The 19,060-nt window shown below is 42.6% G+C and carries 15 protein-coding genes and 1 pseudogene; 11 read left to right on the top strand and 5 right to left on the bottom strand.

The window, feature by feature from the left end; translation table 11 throughout:
* Positions 1-826: 826 nt before the first annotated feature.
* On the top strand, positions 827-1,732 hold the full coding sequence (gene nifH, locus IQ276_RS14885) for a nitrogenase iron protein (protein ID WP_190882243.1): 906 nt from the start codon (positions 827-829) through the stop codon (positions 1,730-1,732).
* 80 nt (positions 1,733-1,812) lie between these two features.
* Here nifH and IQ276_RS14880 read toward each other — a convergent pair.
* A pseudogene (locus tag IQ276_RS14880) lies at positions 1,813-2,906 on the bottom strand (IS630 family transposase).
* Positions 2,907-3,148: 242 nt separating this feature from the next.
* On the opposite strand from IQ276_RS14880, the gene IQ276_RS14875 reads away from it, so the two are divergent.
* Entirely contained in the window at positions 3,149-3,979 is an 831-nt protein-coding gene (locus tag IQ276_RS14875; protein WP_193916296.1) for a metallophosphoesterase, read from the top strand.
* A 218-nt stretch (positions 3,980-4,197) separates the two neighbouring features.
* The gene (locus IQ276_RS14870) at positions 4,198-5,031 is read left to right on the top strand and encodes a metallophosphoesterase (protein ID WP_190882241.1); all 834 of its coding nucleotides are present in this window, start codon (positions 4,198-4,200) and stop codon (positions 5,029-5,031) included.
* A gap of 597 nt (positions 5,032-5,628) precedes the next feature.
* Here IQ276_RS14870 and IQ276_RS14865 read toward each other — a convergent pair.
* Complete coding sequence (locus IQ276_RS14865; protein WP_193916298.1) at positions 5,629-6,384, bottom strand: hypothetical protein; 756 nt, start codon at positions 6,382-6,384, stop codon at positions 5,629-5,631.
* An 844-nt stretch (positions 6,385-7,228) separates the two neighbouring features.
* On the opposite strand from IQ276_RS14865, the gene IQ276_RS14860 reads away from it, so the two are divergent.
* Positions 7,229-8,599 carry an ATP-dependent nuclease gene (locus IQ276_RS14860; RefSeq protein WP_228043009.1) on the top strand — a complete coding sequence of 457 codons (1,371 nt, stop codon included), beginning with the start codon at positions 7,229-7,231 and terminating at the stop codon, positions 8,597-8,599.
* Positions 8,600-8,692: 93 nt separating this feature from the next.
* Here IQ276_RS14860 and IQ276_RS14855 read toward each other — a convergent pair whose 3' ends face one another.
* A complete protein-coding gene (locus IQ276_RS14855; protein ID WP_193916304.1) occupies positions 8,693-9,304 on the bottom strand; it encodes a J domain-containing protein in 612 nt (203 codons plus the stop codon).
* Between the two features lie 28 nt (positions 9,305-9,332).
* Here IQ276_RS14855 and IQ276_RS14850 point away from each other — a divergent pair, with 28 nt between their 5' ends.
* Complete coding sequence (locus IQ276_RS14850) at positions 9,333-10,430, top strand: tocopherol cyclase family protein (protein WP_193916307.1); 1,098 nt, start codon at positions 9,333-9,335, stop codon at positions 10,428-10,430.
* A gap of 871 nt (positions 10,431-11,301) precedes the next feature.
* Here the strand turns inward: IQ276_RS14850 and dnaA are convergent.
* Positions 11,302-12,684, bottom strand: coding sequence for a chromosomal replication initiator protein DnaA (dnaA, locus tag IQ276_RS14845; RefSeq protein ID WP_193916310.1), 1,383 nt, complete (start codon positions 12,682-12,684; stop codon positions 11,302-11,304).
* 164 nt (positions 12,685-12,848) lie between these two features.
* On the opposite strand from dnaA, the gene IQ276_RS14840 reads away from it, so the two are divergent.
* The 5 genes from IQ276_RS14840 to IQ276_RS14820 all read left to right on the top strand — a co-directional run bounded on the left by IQ276_RS14840 (position 12,849) and on the right by IQ276_RS14820 (position 16,515).
* Positions 12,849-14,081: an HhoA/HhoB/HtrA family serine endopeptidase gene (locus IQ276_RS14840; RefSeq protein ID WP_193916313.1), complete on the top strand. Its 1,233-nt coding sequence runs from the start codon at positions 12,849-12,851 to the stop codon at positions 14,079-14,081.
* Between the two features lie 274 nt (positions 14,082-14,355).
* Positions 14,356-14,883, top strand: a complete 528-nt coding sequence (def, locus tag IQ276_RS14835) for a peptide deformylase (protein WP_193925429.1) — start codon at positions 14,356-14,358, stop codon at positions 14,881-14,883.
* A gap of 141 nt (positions 14,884-15,024) precedes the next feature.
* Entirely contained in the window at positions 15,025-16,164 is a 1,140-nt protein-coding gene (locus tag IQ276_RS14830; RefSeq protein ID WP_228043553.1) for a hypothetical protein, read from the top strand.
* 31 nt (positions 16,165-16,195) lie between these two features.
* Complete coding sequence (locus IQ276_RS14825) at positions 16,196-16,375, top strand: hypothetical protein (RefSeq protein ID WP_235115679.1); 180 nt, start codon at positions 16,196-16,198, stop codon at positions 16,373-16,375.
* The gene (locus IQ276_RS14820; RefSeq protein WP_193925425.1) at positions 16,372-16,515 is read left to right on the top strand and encodes a hypothetical protein; all 144 of its coding nucleotides are present in this window, start codon (positions 16,372-16,374) and stop codon (positions 16,513-16,515) included. The genes IQ276_RS14825 and IQ276_RS14820 overlap by 4 nt, the downstream gene beginning before the upstream one ends.
* A 68-nt stretch (positions 16,516-16,583) precedes the next feature.
* Here the strand turns inward: IQ276_RS14820 and IQ276_RS40185 are convergent, their stop codons facing one another.
* Positions 16,584-16,712, bottom strand: coding sequence for a hypothetical protein (locus IQ276_RS40185; RefSeq protein WP_255264327.1), 129 nt, complete (start codon positions 16,710-16,712; stop codon positions 16,584-16,586).
* Between IQ276_RS40185 and IQ276_RS14815 the strand changes: the two genes are divergently transcribed.
* Positions 16,706-19,003: a heavy metal translocating P-type ATPase gene (locus tag IQ276_RS14815; RefSeq protein WP_193925215.1), complete on the top strand. Its 2,298-nt coding sequence runs from the start codon at positions 16,706-16,708 to the stop codon at positions 19,001-19,003. The genes IQ276_RS40185 and IQ276_RS14815 overlap by 7 nt on opposite strands.
* Positions 19,004-19,060 lie beyond the last annotated feature (57 nt).

Here is a 19,060-nt window from a genome sequence, read left to right as displayed (position 1 = left end):
AGCTTGGGAGTCTGGGAAGAAAGACCCTTAGCACAGTCTGGCAAACCAACAACAATCAGAACAGTTACTAATTTCATGTTCGGATGAACACTTTTAATTAAGACTGATGCAAAGACGCGGAGAGTTTTAATTACAAGTAATTCAGCGAATTTGACATAACTTAGTACAAGCGAAAGCAACTATTTTCATCTGTGAATTATAGTTTCGGCAGTTGCTTGTTTACTTTCTCTTGGAATGTAAACTTCACCAAGAGCAAGTACTGTTCCACATTGCTAAAAGTTATCAAGATGCTCCCAAGTTATAGCATCACGGTTTGCTGATGCAGACATAGCAGGGTTTGTGTAGCTGCTACCTTTGGGCCTAGATGTGTTCTCACGCAATCATCACGGTGCGATTTAGTGATTTTCAGGAAATACCTGCAAAAATCACAAGTACAGCAGTTGCTCAATAGTTTGGGAAATTGGCAGGTTCAACCGCAATTTAGAAGTTATTGGCAGCTATGACATAAGCAAAATCAAGAAAGTTGTAACGACCATTTAGTGTGGATTACATTTTTGGTTGGTTGTGTGGTAATGGGAAAAAACTTTGCGTGAAGTTGAATTTCTTATGTAACCACTCTTAGGGCTTGAGCAACCTATGGAATTCTGTTACAACAATCTGCAATGCTTCAGTCAACTGTTAAAAGCTTCGTGATTGGGAGACTTAGATTTCCTGTAAATGAACTTCAAGCAACTGTAATCTACCGCCCGTAGTGTTGCCCAAGAGAACAACGTCTTAGATAAACCTTCAAATCCATAGACAAAACAATTGTAGGAAAACGCTCATCATGACTGACGAAAAAATTAGACAAATAGCTTTCTACGGTAAAGGTGGTATTGGTAAGTCTACCACCTCTCAAAATACCCTTGCAGCTATGGCAGAAATGGGTCAACGCATTTTAATCGTCGGTTGCGACCCGAAAGCTGATTCTACTCGTTTGATGTTGCACAGTAAAGCCCAAACCAGCGTTCTGCAATTGGCTGCTGAACGAGGCGCTGTGGAAGACATAGAACTCGAAGAAGTCATGCTTACTGGCTTTCGGAATGTGCGTTGTGTAGAGTCTGGCGGTCCAGAACCCGGTGTAGGTTGCGCCGGTCGCGGTATCATCACCGCCATCAACTTCTTAGAAGAAAACGGTGCATACAAAGATGTTGACTTTGTAAGCTACGACGTATTGGGTGACGTTGTGTGCGGTGGTTTTGCGATGCCCATCCGTGAAGGTAAAGCACAAGAAATCTACATCGTTACCTCCGGTGAAATGATGGCGATGTATGCAGCTAACAACATCGCTCGTGGTGTTCTCAAATATGCTCACACTGGCGGTGTACGCTTGGGTGGACTAATTTGTAACAGTCGTAACGTTGACCGAGAAATCGAATTAATCGAAACCTTGGCAAAACGTTTGAACACCCAAATGATTCACTACGTACCCCGTGACAATATTGTGCAACACGCTGAGTTACGCCGGATGACTGTGAACGAGTATGCACCTGAAAGCAATCAAAGTAACGAATATCGGACATTGGCGACAAAAATCATCAACAACAACAATCTCAGCATTCCTACACCTATTGAAATGGAAGAACTAGAAGAGTTGTTGATTGAATTCGGTGTCCTTGAAAGTGAAGAAAATGCTGCAATGTTGATTGGCAAGTCATCTGCTGAAGCACCAGTAGAAAGTACTACCAAGTAAACAATAGCAATTTGCAGTAGGGGCGCACAGCTGTGCGCCCCTACAATCGTTTAATATCAAGTTCGGATGATTACTTATAATTAAACCGCCCTAGTTGTTGGCCACCAGTGGTAGCAAGTTAGTCCCTGGATTAAGTCGTGCTGTTTGATAATTTCTTTGCAACGAAACACCATTAGTTCTTCGAGTTCATCTAAAGAACTTGGGGAACAATTGGCTACAATCTCGTTAGTTAGAGGCCACAACCTTTCTGCTGGTTGTAATTCAGGTGAGTAAGCGGGTAAGTAGATTAAATCGACACCTTCTGGTAAATCTAGATCATTACTTGTATGCCAACCAGCTTGGTCAACAGCTAAAAGAATTCTTTTGTCAGACCCAATACTGTATTCCCTGGCAAAATCAGCTAAAACTCGATTAAATATCTCAGTATTTACATTCGGAAGAATCCACCAATAAGTTTCACCTGATTCTGGGTGTACAAACCCATACAGCCACATCCATTTATACCTTTGATTCACAGAGGCAATTGGTTGTTCACCTTCTGATACCCAAATTCGACGTAGGATTGGATGAAGTCCAATACGATAGCGAAGCTAAGCCGAGTCTTCGAGCGTCTGCTCGTCCATGCTCCAAAGCTCTATTTCAGCGTTTGGATATCTAGCTTGAAGAAATTTGAGCCTCAAATCAAGTTTTTTTTCCACTTTTCTTGCTCTATTGGGTCAGATTCTCCATGCTCTGGTCTGGGAACACGCAGTCTGTACGTCATTTGTTTGAGGTACTCCCATCCCCGATGCCTACTTATAGATTTTCCTGTCAATTCACTTAACCAATCTGCAACTTTACGACCGTTCCACAATCCGCCATCTGGCGCTTTTTCTGACAGCACCTGCCAAAGCTGGGCTTGTTGCACATCTGTCAATCCTGGTTCTTTTCCTGGGTTATGATGCCGCCTGTCTCCTAGCCCACTTGCACCGAACTGGTTATACCGTTTGACTAGCTGATAAATCCAAATTCTTGTATAACCTGTTACTTGCGCCACTTCTTGAGGCGTTTTTCCTGTCGCTAATAACCAAATTATTTGGTAATGGCTACGTTCTGTCGCTTCTGTTGCTTGACGATAAATAACCAATAATTCTTCTCCACTTAAGTGGTTAGCGATCGCAATCTGTTTCGGCATAGTACTAAGCTAGGATAGATGCACTGCAACGATTCCACCTTTATTATAAGTAATTATCCGAACTTGATATAATTTACAAACTGTGTATTTCCATTCAATTGCAAACCGCTATAAATAAGTAGAAATACACTAAAATTTGCAAGTTTCATAAAATTTTCAACAAGTTTCATTGGTTCCTACACACAATTCGACAATGTTTAGCTAAGCTATAAGCTCTATGATTATGGTTTATTAAACGTCTTATGCATTGGTTGTTATCTGGGCCGTTGAGTACAGAGAAATTGACGGTTAAGATTGCAGGGTTGCCTGCACCGTTACAAGGTAAGAAGTTGGTGCAGTTGTCAGATTTTCACTATGATGGTTTGCGGCTGTCGGAAGGTATGCTAGAAAAAGCGATCGCAGTTAGCAACCAAGCTGAACCAGATTTAGTTTTATTGACAGGTGATTACGTAACTGACGATCCCCAACCAATTCACCAATTAATACTTCGACTCAAACATTTGCAAAGTCGCTGTGGGATCTATGCTATTCTTGGCAACCACGACATACATTACAAACACGCAAAAACAGAAGTTACAGAGGCGTTAACTAGCATTGGAATTCACGTCCTTTGGAACGAAATTGCCTATCCACTAGGAAAAGAATTACCACTCGTTGGACTGGCCGACACTTGGTCACGAGAATTCAATCCTGAGTTAGTTATGAACCAGCTAAACCCAGACACGCCCTGCATTGTTTTATCCCATAATCCAGATACTGCGGAGATATTACAAGCATGGCGAGTTGATTTACAATTATCTGGTCATACTCACGGTGGCCAAATCGTAATTCCTGGAATTGGTCCAGCTGCGTTGGTTTACAGCAAGATTACCAAAAAAATACCCCTGAAAGTGCGGCGTAGAGCGCGATTTTTAGAAGAAAATGTTTCTGTAGTCAGCCATTGGGAATGGGCGCAGGGTTACCATCGCGTAGGAAAAAATCAGCTATATGTCAATCGTGGTTTGGGAACTTACCTCCCAGGACGTTTATTTTGCCGCCCAGAAGTTACTATAATCACGCTACAAGGTGAGTGAGTAATTCCAAATTCAACATGCAACAACTCAATTGCAGCAAGTATTCTGGTTAAAAATTGTTTGCAAATTAAAGCAAGACTAGCTTAGTTTAGTCTCATAATTTCAACCAATTAGTTAATTATATTTCTAGTAGATGACAGAAATTGTTGCAATTTATCAAGTTGCATTTTGATTTTTGGTAAGCTGTAAGCGCTGGTATGAGGAGTATCGGTTGCCTTATGCATTGGTTCTTTACGGGACATTTAAGAGTAGATAAAGTAACGGTTAAGATTGCGGAACTTCCAATATCTTTACAAGGTACAAAGCTGGTGCAGTTGTCAGATTTTCACTACGATGGTTTGCGGCTATCGGAAGATATGTTAGCAAAAGCGATCGCACTTACTAACGAAGCTGAACCAGATTTAATTCTATTAACTGGTGACTACGTAACTGATGACCCAACGCCGATTAATCAATTGGTGCTGCGATTAAAACATTTGCAAAGTCGCTGTGGTATTTACGCCGTCCTGGGTAATCACGATATCTATTACAGCCACTCCCAAGCAGAAGTTACAAAGGCGTTAACTAGCATTGGGGTGCATGTGCTTTGGAATGAAATTGCTTATCCACTAGGAAAGGAATTACCACTAGTAGGACTAGCTGATTATTGGTCGCAGGAATTTCATCCCGCACCAGTTATGAATCAATTAGATTCTGTTACACCCCGCATCGTTTTATCCCATAACCCAGATACAGCCAAGATATTGCAACAATGGCGCGTAGATTTGCAATTATCTGGTCATACCCACGGTGGTCACATCGTAATTCCGGGCATTGGCCCTGTTGTATTTTATTATAAAAAGCTGCTGAAAAAAATTCCCAAAAAACTCCGGCGTTGGGTAACACTTTTACTAGGAGACTGCTCGAAAGTCGTGCGATATTGGGAATGGGCGCAAGGATTTCACAATGTGGAAGAAAATCAATTATATGTCAATCGTGGTTTAGGAACTTATAAACCAGGACGCCTATTTTGTCCGCCAGAAGTGACTGTTATTACGTTAATTAGTCATTAGTCATTGGTCATTGGTCATTGGTCTAAATAAATGACAAAGGACAAAGGACAAAGGACAAATGACAGCCCTCACTGGTCAGAGTGCAATTTAAATGCATAACACTCAAAACAGAAACCGCCGGAAGCTACGATGGATAAATATCAGCAGCTTGGGGCGGTTTCTTGAAGATTGGATAATTCAGAACTAACTAATTCAACTAAGGTGGACACTATTCACGATCGCTTTACAGAGAATTGGACATCCTTGTATATATTCCAACTAGGCAGGCATTTTCTGGCTGTGCGTTCTAAAACCTCCAAAATAAATTGATGAACACAAGGCTAAAACACATTTAACGGATGCCACAACCTAAAGAGCGATCGCCATAAAATTAGAGCAGGAGGTACAGGCTCTAACTTAAAAGTTTTACTTAACTTTTAACCTGTTTGTACCTTGCTCTTAATCTAGCACTATGTTTGTTTAGTTACTATGTTTGTTTACTAAACTTGAATACCATTAATTTATCGCAATAATTCTGAAATATTCCTTAAAATTAGCCCACTTGTCCTATGTTGGCGTGAACACCAACATCGCAAGTGGGCTGAAAAATCAGAAGCGCTATTGAGCAGAACCGCCTGTAGTACTATCTCCTGTGTTAGGAGAATCGCTATTAGATGTAGTGTTTGACTTATCTATTCCTTGAGATGGAGTAGTTTTAGAGGTATTACTTTCAGTTCCTGGAGTGACGGTACTAGTAGAACTATCGTTCTGGGAAGTCGGAGTATTAGTACTTGGACTAGTGGCTTGGCCTTGTGTCCCATTGGAAGTTGGCTGGGTTGCAGAAGGCGCTTTTTCTACCGGAGGTTGCTGGGGTGGAACGGTAATATTAATATTCGGTTGGGAAGGTGCAGATGGGGGTGTAACCTGTTGTTGGGGAACAGGAACAGGAACAGGTACTTCTCTGGTTTTTTCAATGATTGTCGTTTGTGGTTGAGGAGAAGCAGTAGGGGTAGGACTGCTATCACTCGGTAAAGGAACCAAGACTGGCACAGTACTGTCAACAGCTGTGTTACCGCGCTGGTTGAAGTACCAAACCCCACCGATAATCAGGCCAGCTAAGGATGTAATGATAATACCCAACAGCAAACCATTACTAGTGTTTTTCTCATCACGTTCGGCTAAATTTGCTTGTTGGTATCTAAACTCAGAATTTCGACCTTGCACGTAACCGTTTTGGTAAGAGTTGGGATTAGTACTGTTGTTAAGTGTTTCAGTGGTTCGTGTTAGGTTGGTGTGAGTATTACCATTAGTATCAGTGTAAGATTCTTGCCTAACTTCACTGTTTTTGATTTCGCGTTCATTGGGCATAGACATAGCTGTTGATTTAACTCCTCAGATACGATATTTAGAAACTAAAGTTTTGTAAAAACAAGAGGTTTTGATGATATGAAAAACGTATGTTGCTGATAAAAATTGAGTTTTATTTGCTACCCAATCGTTGGTAATTATCAGAATAACCTCAGTGTTTACACAAGTGGCTCTATCTCCAGGGAGTTAATACTTAATCAAAAGAAAGAGTATTCTACAGATGGATGTTATTATGCTGTCAGCTAATGGATTGATAAAAATCTAGTACACTGTGGCGTAAGTTTGCCTTTTAACAAGGGGCTTAAGCCTCTTGTCTGATTGATTGAGATAAACGTAGTGAAGCGAAGTGTAGCATCTGAGCCCCAACAAAAAATTAGGATTCTTCCCTCACTTCGTTCTGCTCAGAATGATGAACTATACCTATCTTGAACTTTTCAAACATCCTCTAAGACAACTTGGTAGAGAAATACGAAGGGCAATTGCGAAAGTAAACTATTATACTAATAAACAGGTAACAAAAACAACGGAAGTTTCTCATAGTTTTTGACGAATGATAAAGACGATCAAACTGAAATTTGGAAGAGGCTCAGGATTACCCTCAGAGGAAGTAGTCACAACACCCATAACTGTATTTGTAGGCCCAAACAACTCTGGGAAAAGCAAAGTTCTCTCTGAAATTTACCATTACTGCACAACCGGCCAACAGAACGTAACAGATGTAATCCTAGAAAAGATTGAATTTGACACATTCACAGTTGAAGCATCTGAAGAAAAGATTAAAAAGTCCACTCTTCAACCACATATAAATGAAGCGCTTTCACCCGATCATATAATTGTTGGGAAAAGAGGAATGAGGAATCAAGTTCATAGACAGAATCTTTTGAACGCTTTACAGAATCCTAATACTCAGGTAAGTTTGTTTTGCCAGTGGTATCTCTCATTTAACACTCTCCTACTAGACGGTAAAAGTCGTATTAGTTTGATTGGGCAACAAAGCGCTGGTGATCTCCAGCAACCCCCTCACACAAGTTTTCAAGTATTGTTTCGTGACGATGCCAAAAGAGATGAGGTTAGACGGATTATTTATGATGCTTTTGGGACGTACTTCGTTATAGATCCTACTTCTCTCGGTCAACTTAGACTACGCTTGTCATCTCGTCCTCCTCAGACAGATATTGAAGAGCGTGGGATTCACCATGAAGCTGTACAATTTCACTCAAAAGCATTCCCTGTTGAGCAAGCCAGCGACGGTGTAAAAGCATTCACTGGAATTATTACAGAGATTATAGCTGGTGATCCTGCCATTGTTTTAATTGATGAACCTGAAGCTTTTTTGTCTTTATCTTTAGCTTTAAAACTAGGAAAAGAAATTGCTATTTCTAGCTCAGGATCTCAAAAAAGATTGTTTGTATCAACACATAGTCCAAACTTTGTAATGGGTTGTATACAATCAGGCGCACCAGTCAATATTGTGAGACTGACTTATCGCAGTGAGGTAGCTACTGCAAGAGTTTTATCTAACACAGATATTCTTCGATTGATGCGAAATCCTTTGTTGCGCTCAACTGGTGTGCTTGGGGCGCTATTTTATGAATTTGTTATCGTCACAGAATCCGATGCAGATCGCGCTTTTTATCAGGAGATTAATGAGCGACTGCTACGTTATAAGCCAGAGTTAGGAATTCCTAACTGTTTGTTCCTCAATGCTCAAAATAAGCAAACAGTTCAGATAATTATCAAGCCTTTAAGAGAATTGGGTATACCAGCAGTTGGCATTGTTGATGTTGATATTTTAAAAGATGGTGGTCAGGATTGGACGAACTTTCTCAAAAGCGGCTTTATCCCTGAACTTGAGTATCAGTCACTTGCTAATTTCCGAAATGCTGTCAAGGAAAAGTTTGATACCGTAGGAAAGAATATGAAACGGGATGGTGGTGTAGATATATTATTTGGCAGTGACAAAGAAGCAGCAAATAACTTATTTGACAAACTTGCAGAGTATGGTCTATTTGTCGTGCGGAAAGGAGAGTTAGAGTCTTGGCTTCTTCAACTTGGTGCAACTGGACACGGGCCAAATTGGTTAATTAACATCTTTGAGAAAATGGGAGAAGATCCAGAATCGCAAGATTATCTCAAACCCTCAGATGATGATGTATGGAGTTTTTGTGGTGAAATAAAAAAATGGTTTACTAATCCAAATAGGAAAGGCATACCTTCATAGGGTCTTTCAATAGCAAATCTCACTTTACTTAGTATTCCCAAATACAAGTATGAACTCACTCTAGGTATGGTGTCGCTATTTGAATTGCTAACCTCATATCCAACGCCGATTTAGCCGCAGTAAAGATTTAATTCCTCGACAAACTCTTGTTAGCAGACATTTAGGTTTTGATACACGCCTTGGTGATGAAGATTTACGCACAAAACCTGGATTTCTTAACTCTTGTTCTAACTGTGTAGCTTTATTCAAATCTGAAGCGGCTCGATATTCGTATCCCAGTTGAGAGCAAACTAGCCCCCGATATTTGTATGCATCGATATAGTGAGGATTGAGGCGAATCGCGTGGGTAAAATCGGCGATCGCATCTTCATATCTGCCTTGAGTAGCATTTTCTACCCCTAAAGTATAAAAAGCTTCTGCATCCCAACGTTTGACAGATACTTTTGTGGGATTTTTCGGCGAAGATGAGGATGGATTTGCAGTAGCGGGAGACTCAGATGAAAATTCAGACTTGAGCTGATTGTAAGCTGCGTTGATTTTTTTGATTTTTTCTTCAGCTTCCTGTTTTTCTTTTTGATTAAAAAAGCGATCGGGATGCCAAACTTTCACCAGTTTACGGTAAGCTCGCTTTACCTGTGCTGGCGAAGCACCGGGTTCCAACTCCAAAATTTCATAAGCATGATTGATATCGAAATCGTCGCGCATACTGAAAAATCAGCAACTATGTAAATCCATGTTAACTATTCCCCTAAATCTCCTTTCGTCAACCCAAACACCCCATTCTGGTTATCACTGGGATGGTAGTAGTCGCCGCTTCTTTGAAGGTTGGTATTACCGTGTCACTTTACCGGAAATTGGGCAAACATTCGCCTTTATGTACTCCATCGAAGATCCCATCGGCAATAAACCTTACAGTGGTGGTTCAGCCCAAGTTCTTGGCCCGGATGATGAGTATTTATGCCGTACTTTTCCGGATGTGAAGAAATTCTGGGGTAGTCGAGATGTTTTGGGTTTAGGACATTGGGGTAAAAATAATTTGCAAATTTCTCCCCTGTACCTGCTTCCACAAGAGTTTGAGCATTATGTTCAAGAAGGCTATCAAGCTACAGCAACATTAAATCAGGGAATTATCCGCGATCGCGCCACTAATAATTATTGTCGTTGGCAGTACGAAATTCAACCAGTATACGCCTGGGGTAATCAAGATAGCATTCAGCAGTCAACCGCAGGCTGGGTGTCTTTTTTGCAGGTTTTTGAACCTGGATGGCAAATTTTGATGGCTCACGGTTTAGCCAGCGGTAAAATTGACTGGAATGGCAAAATTTACGAATTCACCAACGCCCCAGCCTACGGCGAGAAAAATTGGGGTGGTGCTTTTCCCCAAAAATGGTTTTGGATAAACTGTAACTGCTTCGAGGGCGAACCCGACTTAGCCTTAACTGCTGGTGGTGGACGGCGGGGTGTATTGTGGTGGATGGAATCTGTAGCAATGATTGGTTTGCACTACCAAGGCAAATTTTATGAATTCGTTCCCTGGAATTCCCAAGTAGAGTGGGAAATTCAGCCTTGGGGTAGATGGCAAATGAAAGCTAGTAACTGTAACTACGAAATTGAATTGATCGGAACCACCGATTTACCTGGTACACCCCTACGTGCGCCCACAGCGGAAGGTTTAAGATATTGTTGCCGGGACACCATGCAAGGAAAGCTAAATTTAGAATTACGAGAATTAAATGGGAGAAAATCCCAAATTATCCTCAAAGCAGAAAGTTTTCTTTGTGGTTTAGAAGTCGGCGGTCAGCCTTGGGATAATAGTTGGCAGTCTCAGTAAAAATGCTATAATCACCAACATGGCGTTTTTTTTGGGGCTGTAGCTCAGCTGGATAGAGCGAGCGCCTCCTGAATAATCGGGCACCATAAGGGAAACCTTATGAGTGAATGTGGTTGAATTCGGTGAACCCTAAAGAGTGAAAATTTCCTTCTTTTAAGATGCTTTGAGTGATTGTAAAAAGTATCACAAGAGGCATTGATAGAAAGTAGGAGTGGTTGTGTGTTTACCATAGTGTTGACACTCTAGGGGAATACCGAGCCAAGCTTGATTAAATTCAAGAAGGTGTAGAGACTAGGTAGCCACCACCTAAAGGCTTTTAAGCCTATGGTGAAGGTATAGTCCAGAGAGTGGGGAAACTCACACAAATCTGAAGCGCTAGGTCGTGCGTTCAAGTCGCACCAGTCCCGTTAGAATAATTCGTAATTCGTAATTCGTAATTCGTAATTAAGATGTAGGGTGTGTTATGCCGTAGGCTAACGCACCTTCAATTTTTGACGGTGCGGCGCTTGGCGACAACGCACCTTACATTTAAACATCGCAAAGACGCGATAAATCGCGTCTCTACAATAATCAATTTTTTGTACAGACGGCGATTTATCGGCTATATCTGTGGAAAACTTGTGGAAAAGCACCGTGGTTTTTCCACAAGGTAATTATACTTAATTAAGTTTTGTCAAACAAATCTGAAGTTTTCCACAGATTTTTCCCCAAAAAGTAAGATTTTTTCCACAAGCTAAGTGAAATTTAATCAATTTTTATACGTTACTTAATATCTTTGGCGAACTGTTTAGCTTTGATGGGAAATGATTAGGGTGCAGGTTGTGGAAAACTTCAAACTCATAATTCTGACTCCTGACTCCTGAATTCTGACTTACGATGATTTTTGCGGACGGCTTTTCATATTAATGCGATCGCTCAGTTGGCGTAGTGTTTGTGCTAAAGTGCGATCGCTCTCCTGGAGTTGAGTAATTTTCTCACAACTGTAAATCACCGTTGTATGGTCTTTACCACCAAACTCCTCCCCAATTCTCGGCAAACTTAAAGGCGTGTGTTGACGCATGAGATACATACCGATTTGACGCGCCCAGCTAATTTCCCGGCGTCGTGAGTTACTTTTCAGGTCATCAATTGAAACATCAAAATTCTCAGCGACAACTGTCAAAATTGCTTCTGGGGTAGCTACTACTTTTTCATTCGGTGGCTCTAAAACTGGTCTGATATTTTCCACCGTCATCGGTAAACCCCAAATAGAAATATAAGCCAACGCCCGAATTAAAGCTCCTTCTAATTCTCGAATATTAGAAGTATAGTTAGAAGCAATATATTCAACCACATCGCGGGGCAAGCGAATATTTTCATATTCGGCTTTTTTCTGTAAAATCGCCATTCTCGTTTCTAAATCCGGCGTTTGCACATCTGCGATTAACCCCATAGAAAACCGAGAACAAAGACGTTCTTGTAAACTAGGAATCTGATTCGGGGGACGGTCAGAAGCAATTACAACTTGTTTACCTGCTTCATGTAAAGTATTGAAAGTATGAAAAAACTCTTCTTGGGTGTATTCCTTACCTTCGAGAAACTGAATATCATCAACTAATAAAACATCAGCGGCTCGATAATGCTCTCGAAAACTTTGCATACTATCCTTACGAATCGCTGTAATTAAATCATTAGTAAACTGTTCCGTCGAAACATAAAATATCTTACAACCAGGGGAAATTTCCCAGCGATAATGACCAATGGCTTGCATGAGATGAGTTTTACCCAAGCCGACGCCACCACATAAAAACAAAGGATTAAACTCTTTCCCAGGAGATTCTGCAACTGCCAAAGAAGCAGCATGAGCCATGCGATTGTTAGCACCAACTACAAAACGTGAAAACACATATTTAGAGTTTAATTCCGTAGTTTTTTGGACATTATGAGAAACAGGTTCGGAAATACTGCTAGGATTTGGTGATTCCCAAGAAACCTCTCGTTCATTAACATGAGAAACTTCATCACCTTGAGCAACAGTAATGTAAATTTCCACAGGATGACCCAAAATATCTTGCACTACATGAGCAATGGTGTTGACATAATACTTCTGTAACCAATTCCGAGCAAATGGGTTAGGAGTACGTATCACCAAGCAATTATTTTCTAATCGCTCCGCACTAGCAGTTTTAATCCAAGTTTCAAAGGTAGGTCGGGATAACTCAAGCTGTAGGCGCTCTAGTACCTGACTCCACAGACTTTCTATGGAAATTTCCATGATCCACCACCTTTGCTGCTAATCGTCACAATAGAAGAGAAAGCACCAATTTAGCATCCAGACACCCTAGACCTAGAACAAGCTTTTAAGTTGTAATCATTTTGGGACATACCCGGTAGGCAAGATCCTAACACCCACTGACTGACAGGGAGAAGCAACGACACATGAAGACAACAAACCATAACTTAACGCTCAAAAATATGAATACCAGAGGTTTGCCCCACAGGTTGTGGATGCTCTCAATAGTGGTGTTGCTGGGGAGCTGCTCTCTTCTACCTGCCAAAACCTTTGAGAGTCAACAAAGCGAACCTCAAGCTGAAAAGCCAGTAGATTCCAATCCGGTAATTGTTCCTCCACCAATTATCTCATCGTCTGGAGATCCTAATTTTGTGGTAAAAGTCGTGCAAAATGCTGGTTCTGCGGTAGTTAGGATTGATTCTTCCAGAACAATCACTTCTCGTGTACCAGACGAATTTAACGACCCATTATTCCGGCGGTTTTTTGGAGACGCAGCGCCACAGCCGAGACAACGGGTAGAGCGGGGTAGCGGCTCTGGATTTATCATTAATTCCTCAGGTCAGATTTTGACGAATTCTCACGTAGTAGACGGTGCTGATAGAGTGACTGTTACACTCAAAGATGGTCGGACTTTTGACGGCAAAGTTTTAGGTGAAGACGCGGTAACAGATGTAGCTGTGATCAAAATTGAGGCCAATAACCTGCCAACCCTGTCTGTAGGGAACTCAGACATTTTGCAACCAGGAGAGCCAGTAATCGCCATCGGCAATCCCTTAGGCTTGAATAATACCGTCACTTCTGGGATTATTAGTGCTACAGGTCGTTCTGGTAGCGATATTGGTGCTAGTGATAAGCGGGTTGATTACATCCAAACCGATGCCGCCATTAACCCTGGTAATTCTGGGGGGCCACTACTAAATACCCGTGGTCAAGTAATTGCCATGAATACAGCCATTATCCGGGGCGCTCAAGGCTTGGGATTTGCCATTCCCATTAACACCGCCCAAAGAATTGCTCAAGAATTAATCGCTAAAGGCAAAGTAGATCATCCTTATTTGGGTGTGCAAATGGTGACGCTGACACCAGAAAACAGAGAAAGAATCAAAAATATTGCAGGCAATCGCTTAAATCTTACAGCAGAAGAAGGCGTTTTACTCGTGGAAATAGTGCCGCGTTCGCCCGCATCCGCAGCAGGACTCCGAGCAGGTGATGTGATTAAAAGCATTAATAACCAGCCTGTGACTAAAATTGAACAAGTACAGAAGCTAGTAGAAAATAGCAAAATTGGTACCAGCCTACCAATAGAAGTAGAGCGCAATGGGCAAATTGTCCAAGTAGCAGTTCGACCTGCTCCTTTACCTGTAAGACGTGAAGGGTAAATTTTATTGGGAATGGGGAGTGGGGAATGGGGAGATGAGGGGGATGAGGGGGATGAGGGGGATGAGGGAGATGAGGGAGATGAGGGAGAATAATAACTCCCCAGTCCCCAGTCCCAATGCCCAGTCCCCACTCCCCATTCCCAATGCCCAGTCCCCATTCCCAATGCCCAGTCCCCAGTCCCCAGTCCCCAGTCCCCAGTCCCCAGTCCCCAGTCCCCAGTCCCCAGTCCCCACTCCCCACTCCCCATTCCCCATTCCCAAAGGAGTTTTTCTCATGTCTGAATCAATCATTCAATTAGGCAATCCCACACTGCGGCAAAAAGCTGTTTGGGTTGATAACATCAAAGATCAAGATATCCAAAAATTAATCGATGACTTAATGACTACCGTTGCCAAGGCTAACGGGGTGGGAATTGCTGCGCCTCAAGTTGCACAATCTTATCGTTTATTTATTGTGGCTTCCCGACCTAATCCCAGGTATCCCAATGCTCCAGAAATGGAACCTACTGCTATGATTAATCCTAGAATCATTGCTCACTCAACGGAAGTTGTCAAAGATTGGGAAGGTTGTTTAAGTGTTCCAGGCATTAGGGGGTTAGTTCCTCGGTATAAAACTATTGAAGTGGAATATAGCGATCGCCAAGGCAATCTCCAAAAGCAAGAATTAACCGATTTCGTCGGTCGTATCTTTCAACACGAATATGACCACCTCGACGGCATCGTGTTTGTAGACCGCATAGAAAACACTCTCGATATGATCACTGAGCAGGAATACCAACAACGAGTAGTTAATAAGACTTAATCCGAAATAATTATTTAAAATGTATAGTTTACGGAAAGTTTAAGTTATACTTAACCTAACGTTAACCTTTGGTTCGGCTTAGTTATCGGGTAAATGACCAATATTATTAGTAGTCACGAGAGGTTAAGTCCGCAGATGAGTATGTCTAGTGACTCAACCTCCGCTCAGCATCAAAGTGATGAAGCAAAACTAAATACCAGTAAAAGCGGTGTAGCTGCACAGTTACAAGCGCAACTATCTTCAGAGAGATTGGAAATTGTTCATGCGACTACTGGGCGGGTAAGAATCCGCGCTAGTGAGGGTATTTCCAAATCAAGAATCAAAAATATATCCCAAGGCTTACGACAGCAGTATGGGGTGAAGGAAGTTGCTGCCAATGAGCAAACAAGCAGTATAGTTGTCAGTTTTGATCAAAAAAAGCTGTCACTACCGCAAGTGTTGGGACTACTGCAACAATTTAATATTCACCAAGCTCAAGTTTCGCCGACTTCAAACAGTCAGACAGATCCCTTTGCTGCATGGAAATCCCTTGATTTTTGGAAAGAACAGTCTATTTCCTTGATTCCTTTGATGACAGGGTTAGCAGTCACAGGTGGACTGGGGATCAGCGGTTTGGCAGCGATTCCACTGTATATGATTACCGCAGATGCAACTCGTTGGGTAATTGATTGTTTTGAGCCAGAAGCTTCGGGATCGGAAAACTTGCAAGAGTTAAAGGGCGAAGGCACAAATCAAGCAAATTCTTGTAGCCAGAACCAAGAGGTGCAAGATTTGAAGGGTAAGAATTTAACATACAGTGTAGTCCATGCAATTCCAGGACGTATCCGATTTCATCTACCTCGACTAGCCGAGGATCGTGCATATACACGGCGGCTAGAGAAGTTGATCAAAAACGATCCCCAAACGATCAGTGTGCGTGTGAATAGTGGTGCAGCCTCAATTGCGATCGCTTATAAGTCTAGTCAGACTAGTGTCAACCATTGGGTAAATCTAATGGAATTGGCTTTGCAAACTAATCCACCAAGCGATCCCATCACAGTTCTAGAACCACAAACATCTCTAGAAGAAGTAGACACTACAACTGTATTGGAAGACACAACTCTAGAAGTGAGTCATACGGCACAATCAGACAACACAAATGTGTTGGAAGACACAACTCTAGAAGTGAGTCAGACAACAGAAGTAGAGAACACAACTCTAGACTTATCAAGTTTATGGGCTGATTTGAAGCCTGCAACTTTGTCTTATTCCTTAGCCATGATGGCGAACTTTCCGTTATAGACGGTTCCACACGGAACACTGGAGGACAACAATGGAGGGTTCTAGCTTACAACTAGATTCAAGCACTGGCACTTACAGAAAATCTCTAAGGGTAGTTCATAGCATTACCCATAAACTTAAGAGTCAAGTCGGATTATGTCTGCCTGGGATCAATGAAAATTCACAATATCAGCAACGTCTGTTGGAGTTGCTGCAAATAAAACGTCTTTGAAGCGGCAAGATCGCAATATAGCTAGCGTAATTCAATCTGCCAGGGATGTAACGGCAGATATTGCAAGTGCGATCGCCTTTAGCAAAATTTTAGACATCAGCAAATCTCTATTACTCCGTCAGCGCAAAAATGACTGGTGAAGGTGGGGAGTGGGGAGTAGGGAGTGGGGACTGGGGACTGGGCATTGGGACTGGGGACTGGGGAGTTATTATTCTCCCTCATCTCCCTCATCTCCCTCATCCCCCTCATCCCCGTCATCTCCCATTCCCCATTCCCCACTCCCCACTCCCCTCAACAACCAACTTTGTAAACCTATACGAGATATAACGAATGGCACAAGTCACAGTTCAACCACCATCCCTTCGAGTTGAAACATCTCACGACATTGTAGAAAAACAGAGTCAGGTAATTCCTTTAGTGCAAAAGAATGGCAAAGTTTCTCTGGCTGAGAGAAATGGACATTCTCGCACACATACTGCTCAAGTTTCCTACAGTGTTGTTCATGCAATTCGCGGAAGGATACGGTTGCGCGTGCCTCGATTACGTTACGATGCCGATTATGCTCAACGTCTTATAGCTTTACTCGAAGCCGATCCCCTCGTTACTAATGTCCGAATCAAACCGGCGGCGGCGGCGTTAGTGGTGAATTATAAGTCTAGTTCAGTTGCAGATGCGAAGGTGCGATCGCGTTTGAGTTATCTGATTGTGGCGGCCAATGAAGTCGGAATAATTTTACCAAAAGCGAACAATTCATTGGCTTCCCAACCAACAGACGATGCAGAGAATTCCTGGCCTGGAATGCAACTTTCGGCCATGGCTACTGGTTTAGCTGTGTTAGGAGGACCGTTGGGACTACCGATCCCACCTTTAATAGTGGCGGGAACCATTGCCCTAGCGACGTTACCGGTATTCCAAAGAGCAGTAGAAGGGATCACAAAGCAACGCAAACTGAACATTGACTTTTTGGATTTTCTAGCGATCGCTATTACTACCGTCCAAGGTCAATTTCTCACGCCATCATTGATGTTGAGCTTAATTGAAATTGGTGAAAACATCCGCGATCGTACTGCTCGTTCTTCCAAATTGCAAACTCTAGATTTACTTAGTTCCTTAGGACAATTCGTCTGGGTTGAACGCAATGGGATCAAAGAACAAATCCCCATTCAGGATGTACAACGTGGGGATACAGTCATTGTCTATCCTGGCGAACAGGTTCCAGTCGATGGTACTATCCTCCGGGGTAAAGCCTTGCTAGACGAGCAAAAACTCACCGGCGAATCCATGCCGGTCTTGAAAAGAAAAGGACAGCCAGTTTTTGCTTCAACCTTGATGCGCGAAGGACGAATTTATATCTTGGCGGAATGGACAGGTAACGACACCCGTGCTGGACAAAGCATCAAGTTAATGCAAGAAGCACCCGTCCACGATACCCGCATGGAAAACTATGCCATCAAAATTGCCGAAAAAGCAGTTGTGCCAACTTTGTTACTGGGTGGGGCAGTATTTGCCGCAACTCGTAACCCAGCACGAGTAGCCAGTGTCCTCACCCTGGACTTATGCACAGGAATTAGGGTATCAATTCCAACAACAGTTTTGGCAGCACTGACTTATGCAGCCAAGCACGGCATCCTCATTCGTAGTGGTCGGGCATTAGAACAACTAGCAGCAGTTGATACACTTGTGTTTGATAAGACCGGCACTCTCACAAAAGGAGAAGTTTCAGTTGTTGGAGTTGAGAGTCTCAATCCTGCAACATCAGATTTGCGAGTGTTGGAACTAGCCGCGGCGGCTGAACAGCGCCTGACACACCCCGTAGCCGAAGCAGTGATTCGCTATGCCGAAGCACAACAAGTAGTGATACCCAGCCGGAGTAAATGGGACTATCAATTGGGTTTAGGCGTCCAAGCCGACATTGACGGCGAGACTGTTTACGTAGGTAGCGAGCGCTTTTTACGTCAGCAAGGCGTAGACATGGAACAGCTCAATGGGCACAAGCCAGCAGACTCGCTGATTTACGTTGCTAGTAACAATCAACTTCAGGGTAGAATAATCTATAGCGATATTCTGCGTCCCGAAAGTCAGGAAGTAATTACCCAGTTATTGACAGTCGATGGCGTAGAAGTCCACATGCTCACCGGAGATAACAAGCGAACAGCTAATGCTGTGGCTGCTCAACTGGGGATCGCGCCAAAGCATACCCACGCCGAAGCTTTTCCGGAACAAAAAGCGGCAGTTGTCCGCCAACTACACGAACAAGGCAAAACAGTTGCATTTGTGGGTGATGGAATTAACGACTCGCCAGCTTTAGCCTACGCAGATGTTTCTGTATCCTTCGCTAACGGTTCAGAAATTGCGCGGGAAACAGCAGACGTGGTGTTAATGCAAAATGACTTGCATGGTTTATTAGAAGCGATCGCGATCGCTCGTAAAGCCAAGCAAATAATTCATCAAAACACCAGTATTGTTGCCTTTCCTAACATAGCTGCAATGTTTGTTGCTGTGTTCTTTGGTCTTAACCCCTTAGCAGCCACAGTAGTCAACAACGGCTCAACAGTAGTTGCCGGAGTCAACGGTTTGCGCCCAATTCTCAAACCTTCACCAAAAAAAGCTCTACCATCAGCAAGATGATACAACTCTTCTAGGTAGAGTATCCTAGAAAACTTTACGACAATTTTTCAATTTACT

Origin of the sequence: Desmonostoc muscorum LEGE 12446, assembly GCF_015207005.2 — a bacterium.
GTDB classification, from domain to species: domain Bacteria; phylum Cyanobacteriota; class Cyanobacteriia; order Cyanobacteriales; family Nostocaceae; genus Nostoc; species Nostoc muscorum.
The sequence above is the reverse complement of the archived record's forward strand: the minus strand, read 5'-3'. Positions and strand labels throughout refer to the sequence as shown.

What these genes read in the sequence shown, in the direction of transcription:
- IQ276_RS14875 (WP_193916296.1), top strand. Translation starts at nt 3,149, where the DNA reads ATGCATTGGTTGTTATCTGGGCCGTTGAGTACAGAGAAATTGACGGTT.
- nifH (WP_190882243.1), top strand. Translation starts at nt 827, where the DNA reads ATGACTGACGAAAAAATTAGACAAATAGCTTTCTACGGTAAAGGTGGT.
- IQ276_RS14840 (WP_193916313.1), top strand. Translation starts at nt 12,849, where the DNA reads ATGAAGACAACAAACCATAACTTAACGCTCAAAAATATGAATACCAGA.
- def (WP_193925429.1), top strand. Translation starts at nt 14,356, where the DNA reads ATGTCTGAATCAATCATTCAATTAGGCAATCCCACACTGCGGCAAAAA.
- IQ276_RS14830 (WP_228043553.1), top strand. Translation starts at nt 15,025, where the DNA reads ATGTCTAGTGACTCAACCTCCGCTCAGCATCAAAGTGATGAAGCAAAA.
- IQ276_RS14815 (WP_193925215.1), top strand. Translation starts at nt 16,706, where the DNA reads ATGGCACAAGTCACAGTTCAACCACCATCCCTTCGAGTTGAAACATCT.
- IQ276_RS14865 (WP_193916298.1), bottom strand. Translation starts at nt 6,384, where the DNA reads ATGTCTATGCCCAATGAACGCGAAATCAAAAACAGTGAAGTTAGGCAA.
- IQ276_RS14860 (WP_228043009.1), top strand. Translation starts at nt 7,229, where the DNA reads ATGAGGAATCAAGTTCATAGACAGAATCTTTTGAACGCTTTACAGAAT.
- IQ276_RS14825 (WP_235115679.1), top strand. Translation starts at nt 16,196, where the DNA reads ATGGAGGGTTCTAGCTTACAACTAGATTCAAGCACTGGCACTTACAGA.
- IQ276_RS14850 (WP_193916307.1), top strand. Translation starts at nt 9,333, where the DNA reads ATGTTAACTATTCCCCTAAATCTCCTTTCGTCAACCCAAACACCCCAT.
- IQ276_RS14870 (WP_190882241.1), top strand. Translation starts at nt 4,198, where the DNA reads ATGCATTGGTTCTTTACGGGACATTTAAGAGTAGATAAAGTAACGGTT.
- IQ276_RS14855 (WP_193916304.1), bottom strand. Translation starts at nt 9,304, where the DNA reads ATGCGCGACGATTTCGATATCAATCATGCTTATGAAATTTTGGAGTTG.
- dnaA (WP_193916310.1), bottom strand. Translation starts at nt 12,684, where the DNA reads ATGGAAATTTCCATAGAAAGTCTGTGGAGTCAGGTACTAGAGCGCCTA.